The 14,039-nt window shown below is 69.0% G+C and carries 11 protein-coding genes and 1 pseudogene; 7 read left to right on the plus strand and 5 right to left on the minus strand.

The genetic code is table 11. The features are described from left to right. Positions 1 to 23: 23 nt before the first annotated feature. A complete protein-coding gene (locus IZR01_RS14935; protein ID WP_194924195.1) occupies positions 24 to 335 on the minus strand; it encodes a hypothetical protein in 312 nt (103 codons plus the stop codon). A 961-nt stretch (positions 336 to 1,296) separates the two neighbouring features. Here IZR01_RS14935 and IZR01_RS54220 point away from each other — a divergent pair. Continuing rightward, positions 1,297 to 1,500: pseudogene (locus tag IZR01_RS54220) on the plus strand (STM4011 family radical SAM protein); the annotation flags it as partial. Here the strand turns inward: IZR01_RS54220 and IZR01_RS14940 are convergent. From IZR01_RS14940 to IZR01_RS14955, 4 genes are all read right to left on the minus strand, one after another. Beyond that, positions 1,463 to 2,533 carry a DUF6745 domain-containing protein gene (locus IZR01_RS14940; RefSeq protein WP_228559492.1) on the minus strand — a complete coding sequence of 357 codons (1,071 nt, stop codon included), beginning with the start codon at positions 2,531 to 2,533 and terminating at the stop codon, positions 1,463 to 1,465. The pseudogene IZR01_RS54220 and the gene IZR01_RS14940 overlap by 38 nt on opposite strands. After that, positions 2,533 to 2,877 carry a DUF8820 family protein gene (locus tag IZR01_RS14945; protein WP_194893488.1) on the minus strand — a complete coding sequence of 115 codons (345 nt, stop codon included), beginning with the start codon at positions 2,875 to 2,877 and terminating at the stop codon, positions 2,533 to 2,535. The genes IZR01_RS14940 and IZR01_RS14945 overlap by 1 nt, the downstream gene beginning before the upstream one ends. A gap of 270 nt (positions 2,878 to 3,147) precedes the next feature. After that, positions 3,148 to 6,033, minus strand: coding sequence for a VWD domain-containing protein (locus IZR01_RS14950; RefSeq protein WP_194924196.1), 2,886 nt, complete (start codon positions 6,031 to 6,033; stop codon positions 3,148 to 3,150). A 118-nt stretch (positions 6,034 to 6,151) separates the two neighbouring features. Beyond that, positions 6,152 to 6,520, minus strand: coding sequence for an LPXTG cell wall anchor domain-containing protein (locus tag IZR01_RS14955; protein WP_194924197.1), 369 nt, complete (start codon positions 6,518 to 6,520; stop codon positions 6,152 to 6,154). Positions 6,521 to 6,895: 375 nt separating this feature from the next. On the opposite strand from IZR01_RS14955, the gene IZR01_RS14960 reads away from it, so the two are divergent. The 6 genes from IZR01_RS14960 (at position 6,896) to IZR01_RS14985 (ending at position 13,879) form a co-directional block, all read left to right on the plus strand. Beyond that, entirely contained in the window at positions 6,896 to 7,846 is a 951-nt protein-coding gene (locus tag IZR01_RS14960; protein WP_228554368.1) for an ROK family protein, read from the plus strand. A 139-nt stretch (positions 7,847 to 7,985) separates the two neighbouring features. Continuing rightward, on the plus strand, positions 7,986 to 9,710 hold the full coding sequence (locus IZR01_RS14965) for an ABC transporter substrate-binding protein (protein ID WP_194924198.1): 1,725 nt from the start codon (positions 7,986 to 7,988) through the stop codon (positions 9,708 to 9,710). A gap of 114 nt (positions 9,711 to 9,824) precedes the next feature. After that, complete coding sequence (locus IZR01_RS14970; protein WP_194893491.1) at positions 9,825 to 10,811, plus strand: ABC transporter permease; 987 nt, start codon at positions 9,825 to 9,827, stop codon at positions 10,809 to 10,811. A 7-nt stretch (positions 10,812 to 10,818) separates the two neighbouring features. Beyond that, positions 10,819 to 11,832: an ABC transporter permease gene (locus tag IZR01_RS14975; RefSeq protein ID WP_194893492.1), complete on the plus strand. Its 1,014-nt coding sequence runs from the start codon at positions 10,819 to 10,821 to the stop codon at positions 11,830 to 11,832. Positions 11,833 to 11,840: 8 nt separating this feature from the next. Further along, the gene (locus IZR01_RS14980) at positions 11,841 to 12,830 is read left to right on the plus strand and encodes an ABC transporter ATP-binding protein (protein WP_228559496.1); all 990 of its coding nucleotides are present in this window, start codon (positions 11,841 to 11,843) and stop codon (positions 12,828 to 12,830) included. Continuing rightward, positions 12,827 to 13,879, plus strand: a complete 1,053-nt coding sequence (locus IZR01_RS14985) for an ABC transporter ATP-binding protein (RefSeq protein ID WP_323747010.1) — start codon at positions 12,827 to 12,829, stop codon at positions 13,877 to 13,879. The genes IZR01_RS14980 and IZR01_RS14985 overlap by 4 nt, the downstream gene beginning before the upstream one ends. Positions 13,880 to 14,039 lie beyond the last annotated feature (160 nt).

Consider the following 14,039-nt stretch of genomic DNA (forward strand, 5'->3'; position numbering starts at 1 on the left):
CACCCACCACCGATCATTGGCTCTCAAGCCACCGCCCAAAGCCCGCCACAGGCCAGCGGCACATACTCATCCGGCCCCAGCTCGGCCCACAGCTCCGCGTCGTCAGGATCAGCGCCGATCCACGCAATAGCGGTCCCGTCATCGAGCACCGTCCAGACCGGACCGTAAAGCTCCACGGCCAGCCGCAAACCCTCAGGCGCGGCCGGGAGTCCGGCCAGACTTTCCAGAACCGACCCCAGCCACCGCGCACGCGCATACGCACGCTTGTAATCCACCTCTGGCCTGCACTCCCAGAAATCCGGATGCACCGACCAGGAATCGACGACCACGACCAAACACACTCCCCGACTCGGACCAACAGGCCGCGCTGAGGTATCAGAACGCGAATATGTCGCCACGCTCCGGTGCCATCGGCACCGGGTCTGTTGACCCGCCGGACCACCTCGCCCACCTCCCACGGTCGCAGGGTGGTCCGGTTTGCTCTTGCAACAACGCGGGGCGGGACGCCAGGGGGACCGGACGCCCCGCCCCACATGGCGGGTCGCGTGGCAGACACGACCCGCGACGAGACCCCGATTACGGCGGGTGCCAACCCTCTCTAGACCAGGCCACACACCGCCGCACCGACTTCCCGCCCGCCGCGCCGCTCAGCACCAGCGCGGGTCACAGCGGCTCGATTAGGCTCCTCACGCCTCAGGTCACGGATTTCGACCCACCGCATGACACCGTTCTCCTCATCGCCAGGTCTTCGGACCAGTGCGATCGGGACACAGCACATGCTGCCCAGGTCCGGCGCGTCCTACCTCACACGCCTGATGCATGGGCAGCACGACCGCGCTCAACGACGGTTCGTCACGGACTCGCACCATGTCGCCAGGTCCAAATCTTGGAACCGTGGCCACGACCTCACTCCTGAAAGCCGTCACCGGACGCCACCTTTCGCCAAATAGGCGAGCAGAACGGCGTTTATCGTCAGCGAGGAGGCAGCGATCGTCAGCAGACACAACACCCGAGTACGCCCGCGAGGTTCATCCAGCACACTTGCCCGCTGTTTACCGCAGGCGGCGTCACCTACGCTGAGGACCCGCTGCCGGGCGATGGGCATGTCAACATCGATGCGATCACCGCCGATGAGCTTGGCGTGCCAGGTCTGAAGATGCAGGTGTATTCGTTCCTTGCCGAAGGTGAAACGCTGTGCTGACCGGGTTCGGTCGCGAAGCTTGATGATCCTGGGTGACCTTTCGGGGCCGCCGAGGTGCGCGTGAGGTCGTCTCGCGCACCGATCCCACCGAACGTCTCGGGAATCTCTACGACGGCTCGTATCGCGATGCCCTGCGGCCACGACTCTGCCCTCTGACACAGTGCGACTGCCACATCGGCTACGTGCACATGCCGGAACTCGGGCTCCACGAGACGTTCGCCGGCGGGGTCCTGTCACGGATCCCCGCCGGCGAACCTGTGCTCAGGTCTGCCGCAGTGGCTGGTACTCGTCCTCGGTGAGGCCGAAGGTCCAGGCGACACCGGCCTTCGCGGTCTTCGTGTCCGGCGGGACGCGCAGGAAGTAGATGTTGAACGTGCCGTCCGGCTCCGGCGAGGAGTTCACGACCTCGACCACGACGATCGGTTCGTCTGAGCCCATGTCCATGCGCCACAGCTTCCCGGCTTCGTCCTCCTGGAGCGGCTTGGCGCCGGACTCCTTCAGGAAGCGTTCGGGCGTGTAGTGCTCGACCATCATCCGGCGGAGTTCGGTGTTCTCCTCCGCGCGGATGGCCTCCGGCGAGGTCTGGGCCAGGCGCTGTCCGAACTCCGGGGTCAGCGGGTTACCGCGCCAGGAGTAGGCGGCGAAGCCGTCGGCGTAGGCCAGGGCCGGGCCGTCGCCGTGGTGCAGGCGGTCCTGGTCGTCGAGGCGCAGGGCCAGCGGCCGCTCGGTGAGGATGACCGTGTTCTCGAACGGCCACCACCAACTCACCGAGCGGGCCATCCGGCCCAGGCCCGAGGCCAGACCGGCGGCCTCGTAGAGCGGGAGCCAGGCGGCGTCGAACTGGCCGTGGACCGCGTGCGTCAGGGCGGTGCGCAGCGCGGTGCGTTCGGCGGCGTCTTCGGTCTGCTGCTCGACAGCGGTGGCGATGCGGGTGATCAGGGTGCTCATCAGCGGGGCCAGGTCGCCGCATGCCGCCTGCCAGACCCGGCCGAACTCGTATGGGCCGAGCCGTTCGGCCAGTTGGGTCCGGCCCTGCGACCACGTCAGGTCTCTGATGCGGTCCCGGGCCGGGGCGCCGAACTCGTCGCCGTCCGCGACGACCAGTCGCGCGGCTTCCAGCGGGGAGCGGCACCAGATGATCGCCGGCGGCGTCGGGTCGGGCAGCGCTTCGGCGTAGAGCCGGAGCACCGCCTGCTCGGCGGCTTCCCGCTCCACGGCCTCGGTCGACAGGGCGACGGCGCGCCAGGCCTCGTGGCCGGCGGCGGCGACCGCGACGATGCCGTCGGCGGTCAGCTCGGGCTGTGGGGTCGCGTCGGTCGCGGGCGCCGGCATCAGTCCGCCACCACCCGGAACGAGCGCAGCGCCCGCGGTTCGTACTCGCGCTGGCGCACCACCTTGAACCAGCCCTCGGGCAGCGGGATCACGCCGTGCTCCTCGTGCACGACCTTGCCGCCGAGCGGCAGGAACACGAACGCCGGCTCGCTCTCGCTCGGCGCGGGGTAGAAGTCGCCGTTGTCGTGGGTGGCGACCAACGCGTGCGCGTGCCCGGTGCTCTCGCCGAGCGCCAGCACCATCGACTCGCGCGGCCGGCGCTTCTTGGGTCCGGCGGCCCGGACCCCGGCCGGCACGGCGTTCTCCGTGACCGGCACGATCAACACGTCTCCTTGGCGGTACACGGCCCCTCCTTGTTCCGCGGCTCCGGTGGCTCCGGTGGCTCCGGTGGCTACGTGGTTCACGGTAGGAGTCGGCACTGACACCCCGGACTCGCGAGGTGTCAGTGCCGACAGAGGGCAGCCGACGGAGAGGAGCTGACGGAGAGGAGCTGACAGAGAGGAGCTGACAGAGAGGAGCTGACACAGAGGAGCTGACACAGAGGAGCTGACACAGAGGAGCTGACACAGAGGAGCTGACACAGAGGAGCTGACAGAGAAGAGCCGAGGCGGAGCTCAGCTAATGATCACCGGCGTGAACGAGTACTGCCCCGTGTTCTGGTCGTCCGACCAGATGATGAGGTCGTACTTCTTCCCAGCTTCCACAGTCTCCATGTCGATGTCAGAGCAGACGCCATACGGCACCAGGACGTTCGGCGCGGGCGAGTCGTCGACGAGCCCCGCCGACAGATCGCAGCCCGTGCCGTTGTTCAGATGCAGCTTGCCCGTCGCGGGTGCGGTGAAGGTGTGGATGTCCACGCGGCCGCGGGCTTCCAGGTTCCCGGACACCGCCTGGCCGACGGTCATCGGGATCCGCTTTTCCTTGGCGGTCAACAGGATGAAGCCGTACGGGCCGGTGTCGCCGTCGGTCCGCGTCACCGTCAGCGTGTAGGTGCCGCCTCGGTCCACCCGCCACTGGTAGTTGCTCGTGTAGGTGAAGCCCGGCGCGTCAAGGCTCTGATCCGGATCCAGCTTGAAGGTCAGCGTGAACGTGCCGCTGTTCCCGTCCCCCTTGGTGAGGTCGGCCAGCCGGAACACCGTCGCCGGCCCCAGATCCAGGTGGTAGACGTCGGTCTGGCCGGGTTCGGCGAGCGAGCCGGCGGCCCGGCTGCCGTCGCGCAAGGTCCCGCCGGGTTCGACCACGCCGCCCGGGGGCGGTTGCTGGCCGGTCACGTGCTGGTTCACGTCCTCCGCCGCGGTGGCGAACGCGGGCTGGCCGCTCAGGGCGACGTCCAGGACGCAGGCCTCCAACTGGGGGGAGTCGGTGACGCCGAGCGCCCGGCACAGTGCCCGCGCCTCGGCGACCCGGGCCGGGTCGAGGTCGGCGAGGGTGACCGGCTTGTCGGGGAACGTCTTGTCCGTGAACGTCGCGGTGTCCGTCCCCGGCGGGTAGGGAAGCAGCGACGTGGTGTCGGTGACCCGCCAGGAATCCGCGAACGGCCCGAACAGCAGCTTCGGGTCGGGCGGATCGGCCAGCACTTGACCGGCGCCGGTCACCAGATCGTTGGACGGGTCGCCGTCGTAGTTCCCCAGAAGCCCTTGAGTCTTGCCTCGTAGCGTGGTGGACGGGACCACTACGAGGCTGAGCCCCCAACTGCTCATGGTGCCGATGCGGGCCTCGGTGCCGTCCGGCCACCTGGTCTCGAACTGCCCGTCGTCGGCGACCACCAGGGTGCCGCCGCCGGGCAGTGTCAGCGGGTCCGTGGACGGCACGATGTCCACACCGTTGAGCTGAATTCGGATGCCGTCCTGGTCCTGGTCTTGCATCGCGAAGCTCAGCCGGTCCGACCCGACCCGCAGCCCGACGGCGCTGTTGACCGAGGCCAGCCGCGAGTCGAACAGCGGTGCCTGCCGGGCCTGCACCTCGATCCCGTCCGCCTTGGCCAGCACGAACTCGCCGACGGTCTGGAAGTCGTATTGGCGCCCGTCGAACGTCGTGAAGTGCGGGTCGCCGGTGCTGCACGACGCGCCGCTGAAATCAGGCTCCGGTGACTCCTGGTCCCGGCGCGACGCCCGGAGTTGCGCTTGCGGACGCTCCCGATCGGGGATGTTGCACCCGCCTGTGTTGCGGACCGGCGGGGGCGGTGGCGGCGGCTGCGTCGCGTCGCAATCCTTGGCGACGGCGGCGTAGTCCGGATCGGTTCCCGGCGGCAGCGGCTTCGACCCGTAGGTCGGACGCGTCATCAGTTGGCGGTTCGCCCGGTACAGATTCTCTCCCCGGGAGGCTCTGACCTCTTCCCTCATCACGATGTACTTGTCACTGCACGGTGCGTCGTCCGTCGTGGCCGCGGACATGTCGGAGATGTGGATGAGCTCGTGATACAGCGTCGCGCACATGTCCTCGGGCACGCCGCCGATGAACGCCAGCGGGGCGTGCGGATTCCAGTAGACCTCCAGGCGGGTGGGGTCGAAGAAGTTCCGTTGCGACGAGCTGATGTCGCCGTACTCCCGGTGGATCTCGACATGGATGAGGTGGAGGAGGCCGGGGATGATGTCCAGCGGGTCGTCGGTCGTGAACGTCGCGAGGCACTGGTTGTAGTCGGCTTTGAGGTCCGTGTCGGCGCCGTCCGCGATGACGATGTCAGCGCTGGCCACCACCGGCGTGCTCAGGCCGATCAGGGCCGTACACACCGCGACGGCCGTCGCGCGGGCGAGCACGAGGCGGCGAGAGAGTACGAGTCGGCGGGTGCCGAGGCGTCCCAGGAGGGACAGGGCGGCCGGAAGGGCGAGGACGGCGCCGCCGCCGAACAGCCATGGCAGAGTCGGAAGTAGCGGCGTCAAGAAGCCCTTCGCGCAGTGCTTGGCGACTGTGATGGTGACCGTCGCCGTCCCGCTGCTGCCGGGGCACTCGCCCGGGCCGCCCGGCATCGCGTAGGTCACCGCGATCGCGTAGCTGCCCGGCTTGTCCAGCAGCCACCGGGCCTTGACCGTGGTTCCGTCCGGCGCCAGCGAGAGTGCGGACAGGGCGGAGGCGCCTGATTCAGACGTGGACGACAGGCTGAGCGAGATCCGACCGCCCGGAGCCACGCTCTGCGCGCCCGCGGCGAGCGCGGATCGGATGTCCACGATCGGCTCGACGACGGCGAAGCCGGGATACAGCGGCACGCCGTCGCGCCGGACCGCGAGTCCGACAGTGCCCTGCGACGACGGCGCCAGGCCGCACGGCCGGCCGGTCTGGTTCGTCACCGTGAGGTGCAGGGCGAGCGGGTCGCCCACCTTGACCGTCCGCGGAGCCGAGACCGTCAGGCCGAGCCAGGCCGACCGCGTCGCCGCGGCCGCGCGCTGCTGACCGCCGGCGGTCAGCCCCAGCAGGAAGACGGTGACGGCGGCCAGGCAGAGCAGCTGTCCGGCGAACGCCAGGCCGGTGGCCAGGCGGGGGACGCGCAGTCCGCGGGCGCTCATCGGGCGGCCGTTCATCGGACGTCCGGGCGAGGGGGCTGACTGGCAGCGGCCCGCAGCCGCAGGCCGTCGAGACACGGGCCGTCGAGACACAGGCTGCTGAAACACAGGCCGGGGGCGCTCATCGCGCGTCCCGGCGCCGGAGCCGACCGGCCGCCGCCCGCAGCAGCAGGCCGCCGACCAGCAACCCGGCCGCGGCGATGAACGTGCTCTGCGACCCACCGCCGGTGTCCGGAAGCGTCCCACGGGCCGCGGCCCGGGAGACGGCGCGCGCGGGCGGGGGAGCCGTCACGCAGTCCCGGTCGGACGTCGGCGCCACCGCCGCGGCGACCGGGCGGCGCAGGGCCGCTCCGCCGTCACCGACCGGCCCGGCCGCCGCGCCCGCGGTCGGCTCCAGGACCAGGTACGCGGCGGCCACGAAGGCGGCGAGGCGGAGCGGGCGTCGGCGGGGGCCGGTGCCAGGGGGCTGAGAGGAAGTATCTGGATGCACCGTAGTATTCGAGCGCAATACCGACTAATCGGTTTGACGACACGCGGAAACTCGCGGTCGGCTGGCATACGGGTGCCGGTCGGCGAGCGCGATCCGCTGATCAGTTCGGGACGCGTGCCGAGGCGATCCCGTTCAACCGGGAGGCGCGGAGCGGCCGCGTCCGCTTTCTCGAACCGTTTCGGTCGCCCGAAACATCACCTGATGCGCATCTTGTGCCCATCGGGGCGTTGCCGAATGGTTACCCGCGCGCGCCTCCCGACCCCTTCCGTCCGCCCAATATTTAGTTTACTTTACTGACGAACTCGCAGCACCGTCCCACCGCAGAGCGCACCACGTCCCACCCGCAATGCACGACATCTCCGTCGAGGAGGACGCTTGCTTCCGCCCCTGACCCACCCCACCGACGGCGTTGTGCTGGGTATCGACTTCGGCGGCACGAAGACCGCGATGGCGGTCGCCGAGCCCGAGGCCGGACCCCGGCTCGGCGCCGCGACCGTCCCGACCCACGCCGCCGAGGGCGGCAAGGCCTCGCTCGGGCGGGGGCTGCGCGCCGCGCGGGCCCTGCTGGACCGGGTCGCGCCGGGCCGCGAGCCGTTGGCGGTCGGCGTCTCCACGATCGGGATCCCCCGGGAATCAGGGGTCGACCTCGCTCCCAACATCCCCGGCTGGGCGGATCTGGCGCTGGCCAAGGAGATCCAGGAGGCCTTCCCGTCCTCGGCGGTCCGGGTCGAGACCGATGTGAAGGCCGCCGCCCGGGTCGAGGCCGTCGAGGGCGCGCTCCGCGACGCCGATCCGGGCCTGTACCTCAACCTCGGGACCGGGCTGGCGGTCGCCATCGTCACCAAGGGCGAGGTCATCGCCGGGCGCAACGGCGCCGCCGGGGAGATCGGCTACAACCTGCGGGCGTTGAGCGACGTCGGCGTGCTCGCCGGGCAGCGCTCGATCCTGGAGGACCAGGTGAGCGGCATCGGCCTGCTGGCCCGGGCCAAGGAGATCGATCCGGGCGCCACCGGCGCCAAGGACCTGTTCGCCGCGGCCGGCCAGGATCCGCGCGCCGCCCAGATCCTGCGCGAGTTCACCGAGGAGTTGGCCTTCCACCTGGTGAACCTGGCCATCGCCGTGGACCCGGCCCGGATCGCGGTCGGCGGCGGCATGGTCCGCTCCTGGCCGGTGCTCTACGGCCCGTTGCGCCGCGCGCTGGACAACGCGGTCCCGTTCCCGCCGGAGCTCGTACAGGCCGCGTTCCCGTTCGACGCCCCGCTGGCCGGCGCCCTGGCACTGGCCCGGTCCGCCGTCGAGATCTCCGAGACCTCAAAAGCAATCTGATGACATCCCCGGCAGTTCTCTGTGACGATCGGGGACTTCGCACCACCGGCACAACAGCACCATCTGAAGAAGCAAGGCACCACACCACGAATCCAACCAACTCGGGCGCCACATCCCGCAACCGGAAAGGAAGCCCAGCATGAGGCGTAGCAAGTCGTCATTGCTCGCGATCGCCGTCTCCATAGGCCTGGCGGCCTCCGCGTGTTCCAGCACGAAGCACACCTCGGACTCCAGCAGCGGCAGTTCGACCGCGGCGAGTTCGGCCGGCGGGGCGTCCACCGGGAACGCGAGCTATAAGCAGGGCGGGTCGCTCACCATCGCGAACGAGCAGGGGCAGACCTGGCCGTGCTCGTTCAACCCGTACAACTCCAGCTTCAACCAGGAGTCCCTCGGCTTCATCTACGAGCCGCTGATCTACGTCAACATCCTGCAGGACGCCAAGGAGACGCCGATGCTGGCCTCCGGCTACCAGTGGAACGCCGACAAGACGCAGATCACCTTCACCATCCGCGACGGGGTGAAGTGGAGTGACGGCCAGCCGCTGACCGCGGACGACGTGGCCTACACGTACAACCTGATGAAGCAGACCCCGGCGCTGGACAACTACTCGCTGTGGTCCGCGGCCGGCCTGACCTCGGTCACCGCCACCGGCAGCCAGGTCACGATGACCTTCAAGCAGAACGCGCAGGTGTACTTCTACACCTTCGCCACGCTGGTCGGCATCATTCCCAAGCACGTCTGGTCCACCGGCGACGCCGCGGCGCACCCGGACACCTGGACGGACCCCAACCCGGTGGGTTCGGGCCCGTACACGGTCAAGTGCACGCCGAACAACATGGAGTACAAGGCCAACGCCGACTACTGGCAGCCCGGCAAGCCCTACGTCAGCAGCCTGGAATACCCGGCCTACCTGGACAACGGTCCGGCCAACCAGGACCTGGCCAGCGGCAAGGCGCAGTGGGGCTCGCAGTTCATCACCGGCATCAAGTCCTTCTACCTGAACAAGTCCCAGGACAACCACACCTGGTCCCCGCCGGTGCTGAACGTCTCGGTGATCCCGAACCTGGACCCCTCGCACAAGGCCACCAGCCAGCTCGGCGTGCGCCAGGCCATCGCCTACGCCATCGACAAGGCCAAGGTCTCGGCGATCGGTGAGGACGGCCAGGAGCCGCCGGCCAACCAGACCGGCGTGATCACCCCGACCTTCGACAAGTACAACGACGCGGCGGCGATCGCGGCGGCCGGCTACGACAAGCCGGACCTGACCAAGGCCGCGGCGGATCTGGCGACCGCCGGCTACAGCCCGAGCAACCCGCTGAACCTGACCATGATCTCGATCCAGGGCTACACCGACTGGGACGCCTCGATCGCGGTGATCAAGCAGGACCTCAAGCCGCTGGGCATCAACATCACCGAGAGCTCGCTGACCAACCAGACCTACTTCGACAAGCTCTACAAGGGCGACTTCGATCTGGCCTACGGTTCCGAGCCGTCCGCCGGACCGTCCCCCTACACCGAACTGCGCGCCTGGCTGCACTCGGCCAACACCGCGCCGTTGGGCCAGAGCGCGGCGGCGGGCAACTTCGAGCGCTACAAGAACCCCGCGGTGGACAGCCTGCTCGACCAGTACGCCACCGCCGGTACCGAGGACCAGCAGGTCTCGCTGATCAAGCAGGTCGGCGCGCACATGCTCCAGGACCTGCCGATCATCCCGGTGACCGAGTCCGCGGACTGGTTCCAGTACAACACCAAGAACTTCGGCGGCTGGCCGACGGCGGACAACCCGTACGCGCAGCCGGCGGCGTTCAACTACCCGGACAACGAGCAGGTGCTGCTGCACCTGTACTACAAGCCGGCCCAGTAACCGCGAGACCGCCCGCCTGAGCGCGGGATCGCCGGCGGCGTCCGGAACCGTACCCCCGGACGCCGCCCGCCGCGCCACCTCGCCGTCGCCGCCAGTAAACGAAAGGACAGAGGGTTGAGATATCTTCTGCGCCGAGTAGGGTTCTTCCTTCTCACCCTCTGGGCCGCCCTCACGCTGAACTTCTTCCTCCCGCACTTCATGCCGGGCAGCCCGATCAACACCCTGCGCGCCCAGACCAAGGGCCGGGTCTCCGATGCCCAGCTGGAACAGATCCTGACCTCCTTCGGCTACAAGCCGCACGAGAACATCCTCGAGCAGTACATCCACTACTTCGGCAACATGCTCACCGGCAACTGGGGCGTGTCCCTGGGCAGCTCGCTGGGCACGCCGGTGTCCAAGCTGATCGGCCAGGCGCTGCCCTGGACGCTGGGCCTGGTCGGCGTCACCACGGTGCTGGCGTTCCTGCTCGGTTCGCTGATCGGGACGATCGCGGCCTGGCGCCGCGGCGGCGTCGTGGACTCGGTGCTGCCCTCGGTCTTCGTGGTCACCAGCGCGCTGCCGTACTTCGTCGTCGGGCTGTTCCTGATCCTGTTCATGACGATCGACAACACCTGGCTGCCGTCCTCGGGCAACTACGACACCTCGATCGTCCCCGGCTTCTCGCCCGGCTTCGTCGGCAGCATCATCAGGTACGCGGCGCTGCCCGCGCTGACCCTGCTGATCACCTCGATCGGCGGCTGGGTGCTGACCATGCGGAACAACATGATCACCACGCTGGCCGAGGACTACATCCGGATGGGCCGGGCCAAGGGCCTGTCCGACCGCAAGGTGATGCTGAACTACGCGGCGCGCAACGCCTTCCTGCCCAACCTGTCCGGCTTCGCGATGTCGATCGGCTTCGTGCTCACCGGCGCCATCCTGGTGGAGAAGATCTTCAACTACCCGGGGCTGGGCTACCAGCTCTACAACGCGGTCAACAGCATCGACTACCCGATGATGCAGACCCTGTTCATGTTGTTCACGGTGGCGGTGCTCGGTGCGCTGCTGGTCTGCGACCTGGTCACCGTCTGGCTGGACCCGCGGACCCGGGCGAAGGGGTGAGGAACCTATGACGACCCTGACATCAGCGGATTCCGCGACCGCCCCGGAGGCGCCGGTCGGTCCGCCCGCGGCCGGCCGGCGCCGGGGCCGCAGCGGCGTGTGGCGCGCGTTCCTGAGTAACCGCAAGGCCAACGTCGGCTTCGGCATGTTCTTCGTGCTCCTGGTGATGGCGATCTTCCCATCGCTGTTCACCTCGGTGTCCGACCCGACCGCGCCGGGCAAGTTCATGCCGCGGCTGACCCCGTCCGGTGCGCACTTGTTCGGCACCACCTCGCTGGGCCAGGACATCTGGGCGCTGTTCGTCTACGGCTCCCGCGAGCCCCTGATCATCGCCGTGGTGGCCGGCGGTCTGGCCACCATCGTCTCGGTGCTGGTCGGCGTCTCGGCCGCCTATCTCGGCGGGATCCCGGACGACGTCATCTCCTTCGTCACCAACGTGGTGCTGGTCATCCCGACCTTCCCGCTGGTGATCGTGCTGTCCGCCTACGCCGGCAAGCCGACCCTGACCATCATGATCGCGGTGCTGGTGGTCACCGGCTGGTCCTACGGCGCCAACCAGATGCGGGCCCAGGCGTTGTCCCTGCGCAACCGCGACTTCCTGGAATCGGCGCGGGTCCGCGGCGAGCGCCGGTCCTACATCATCGTCTTCGAGATGCTGCCGACGATGATCTCGCTGATCATCGCCAACTTCCTCGGCGCCGCCCTGTACTCCGTGCTCGCCGCGGCCGGCCTTCAGTTCCTGGGCCTGGGCGACCCGAACTCCGACAGCTGGGGCACCATGCTCTACTGGGCCGACTCGCAGTCCGCGCTGGAGTCCGGCACCGCGTGGTGGGCCATCCTGCCGGCCATCGGCATCGCCGTCCTCGGCGTCGCCTTCGCCCTGATGAACTACGCCTTCGACGAGATCAGCAACCCGGCACTGCGGCCGGTCAGGAGGCAGCGCGGCAAGAAGCTCGCGGCGCGTATGCGTCCGGCTTCCGCACCTGCCTCCGCGGTCGCCGGCGGGGGTGGGAGGAAATGAGTGAGCCCATGAACTCTGAAATCCTGCTAGAGGTGCGGGACCTGCGGGTGGAGTACGCCACCCAGAACGGCCCGGTGGAGGCCGTGGCCGGGGTGGACCTGACGCTGGCCAAGGGCGAGTTCCTGGGCGTGGTCGGGGAGTCCGGGTGCGGCAAGTCGACGATGCTGTTCGGCATCGCGCAGCTGCTGAACCCGCCGGCCTCGGTCTCCGGGGGCGAGGTGCTGTTCAAGGGCGAGAACCTGGTGGCGATGACCGCCAAGTCGCTCAACGCCCTGCGCTGGCGCGACTTCTCGGTCGTGATGCAGAGCGCGATGAACGCCCTGAACCCGGTGCACAGCATCGGGCGGCAGTTCAAGGACGCGATCAAGGCGCACGCCAAGTGGCCGGAGTCGCAGATCAAGGCCCGCTCGGCCGAGGTGCTGGAGCTGGTCGGCATCGACCCGGTCCACCTGAAGTCCTACCCGCACCAGCTCTCCGGCGGGATGCGGCAGCGGGCGATGATCGCCATGGCGCTGCTGTTCACCCCGGACCTGATCGTGATGGACGAGCCGACCTCGGCGCTGGACGTGGTCGCGCAGCGCTCGCTGATGGCGCAGATCAAGGAGTTGCAGAAGCAGCTCGGGTTCGCGGTCATCTTCGTGACCCACGACATGTCCCTGGTCAGCCACTTCTCCGACCGGCTGATGGTGATGTACGCCGGCCAGGTGGTCGAGCTCGGCGCCACCCGCGCCGTCTTCGACGCGTCCGCACATCCCTACAGCAAGGGCCTGCTGGACGCGTTCCCCTCGATCCGCGGCGAGGTGAAGCGGCTCACCGGCATCCCCGGCGCGCCGCCGAACCTGGCCAAGCCCCCGTCGGGCTGCCGGTTCCATCCCCGGTGCCCGGTGGCCATGGAGCGGTGCTCGGTGGACGTGCCGGAGCTGTACTTCGTCGACTCCGTGCAGGCCCGGTGTCTGCTGCACGAGCCGGCAGCCGTGAGCGTGGAGGTCGAGTCGTGAGTGAGAACCCGGGCGTGCCGACAGCGGAGCCAGCGGCCGAGCCCGCCGACGCCGAACTGCTCAAGACCGTGAACCTGACCCGGCACTTCCGGATCGGCGGCGGCTTCTCGAGCAACAACCTGCACGCCGTCGACGAGGTGAACCTGACCATCAACCGGCGCGAGATCGTGGCCCTGGTCGGCGAGTCCGGCAGCGGCAAGTCGACCATCGCCCGACTGCTGGCCCAGGTCTACAAGCCGACCTCCGGCCAGATCCTGTTCGAGGGCAAGCCCTTGAGCTCGATGCACGGACGCAAAGCACAGCTGGCGTACCGGAGCGACGTGCCGATGGTGTTCCAGGACCCGTTCGCCTCGCTCAACCCGGCCTACCGCGTCTCGCACGGCATCGTGCGCGGGCTCAAACTGCACCGCACCGACCTCTCGGCGTCGCAGCGCCTGGAGGAGGCCGAACGCGTGGTCGAGGCAGTCGGCCTGAACCCGGCGGCCGAGATCCTCCAGCGCTACCCGTACGAGCTCTCCGGCGGACAGCGCCAGCGCATCGGCTTCGCGCAGGCGCTGGCCTACCGCCCCAAGCTGATCCTGGCCGACGAGCCGGTGTCGATGCTGGACGTCTCGATCCGCATCGGTCTGCTGAACGTGATGGCGGACCTGCGCGAGGCCGAGGGCGTGTCGTTCCTGTACATCACGCACGACATCGCGAGCGCGCGCTACGTCAGCGACCGCGTGATGGTGATGTACGGCGGCCACATCGTGGAGGCCGGGCCGACCGAGTCCCTGCTCCAGGAACCGAAGCACCCGTACACACAGCTGCTGCTGTCGGCGGTGCCGGACCCCCGCGCGCCGCTGTCGGTGGATGTGGAGACGGCGAAGGCGGAGCCACCGAAGGTGGTGAACCCCAAGCCGGGCTGCCGGTTCCGGGACCGGTGTCCGGTGGCCGAGGCCATCTGCCACGAGAAGACGCCGGTGTTGCAGGAGCTCGCGCCGAAGCATGAGGCTGCTTGTCATGTGGCGCAGCGGGCTGCTGCGGGGGTGGGGGTGGGGGCGGTCTAGTGCCGCATTAGGCAACTTTTGCCTGGCAGTTCGCGCCGGGGCGGTTGCTGGTTGCTGGTCGCTTGTCGCCGGTCGGGATCCGTTCCCGGCCGGCGCTGCGGGTTGGCGTGAGCTGCTGCTGAGGTAAGGCTGCGGGGTTCTTTTGGGGCTGGGGTTTGCG

Origin of the sequence: Catenulispora pinisilvae (assembly GCF_015356865.1) — a bacterium.
Classification (GTDB): Bacteria; Actinomycetota; Actinomycetes; order Streptomycetales; family Catenulisporaceae; genus Catenulispora; species Catenulispora pinisilvae.

Coding starts and splice junctions, on each gene's coding strand:
- IZR01_RS14950 (WP_194924196.1), bottom strand. CDS start 6,033: ATGAGCGCCCGCGGACTGCGCGTCCCCCGCCTGGCCACCGGCCTGGCG.
- IZR01_RS14965 (WP_194924198.1), top strand. CDS start 7,986: ATGAGGCGTAGCAAGTCGTCATTGCTCGCGATCGCCGTCTCCATAGGC.
- IZR01_RS14940 (WP_228559492.1), bottom strand. CDS start 2,533: ATGCCGGCGCCCGCGACCGACGCGACCCCACAGCCCGAGCTGACCGCC.
- IZR01_RS14980 (WP_228559496.1), top strand. CDS start 11,841: ATGAACTCTGAAATCCTGCTAGAGGTGCGGGACCTGCGGGTGGAGTAC.
- IZR01_RS14975 (WP_194893492.1), top strand. CDS start 10,819: ATGACGACCCTGACATCAGCGGATTCCGCGACCGCCCCGGAGGCGCCG.